This is a genomic window from Vibrio aquaticus (assembly GCF_003970385.1).
Classification (GTDB): Bacteria; Pseudomonadota; Gammaproteobacteria; order Enterobacterales; family Vibrionaceae; genus Vibrio; species Vibrio aquaticus.
Genome location: NZ_RXZH01000085.1, coordinates 1 through 624, shown reverse-complemented (window position 1 = coordinate 624; position 624 = coordinate 1). Strand labels below are relative to the sequence as shown.

Annotated in this window: 1 protein-coding gene; it reads right to left on the bottom strand. The window is 48.2% G+C overall.

Annotated elements, in window-relative coordinates; all coding sequences use genetic code 11:
* Window positions 1–135: 135 nt before the first annotated feature.
* Entirely contained in the window at window positions 136–612 is a 477-nt protein-coding gene (locus EJ063_RS21885; RefSeq protein ID WP_500691450.1) for a hypothetical protein, read from the bottom strand.
* Between the last annotated feature and the right edge of the window lie 12 nt (window positions 613–624).

Here is a 624-nt window from a genome sequence, read left to right as displayed (position 1 = left end):
TCGATTCGTGAAGCCGGTCGTTAGGATTTGCTGGGAGAACGCTAACTTCTGCGCCAGTGTCGACGAGGTAGCGAACTCTCGTTGTCACATCTGTGACGAATAACAGACGGCTTTGTTCGCCGGCTACGGTTGCCGTTAACGCGTGCCGGCTTGGAAGTTTCCCGARTTGTTTTTCGARTCASTCGGTTTCGTGTTGSGAAAATTGCAGGGTTTTCTGCAATTTCTGRAAARCTTTCCATACTGGTTATGATACCAGCACCAGTCGGGGTTATCTGTCTCTCGTGGTCTAGAGACAGATCGCTTACGWGAMATGCTTCTACGTGGKGTGCGYGATCTCTTACGGTCGGTACGAAGACTAAGATAACGCGTGAGTGTGTGACATAACTCGGTTATATCRTTCTGAGTCGTKTGAGGCTTTTCTTTGACTGAAAATACCTCGGTAGTAGAAGACTTCGTAATTTCTAGAATGCGGTCGGCAGATGCAGCTAGCTCGTCTAAGCCGTTGTTCTGGAACGAGACCAGAACTGCTAGCACCTGTTGGGGAAGTTTTGACAAGAAGAGTTGTTTGAATGGACCTTCGTCGAAAGTTCTTGGGCCTATTACCTCTCTCATCCGTTGCAACAT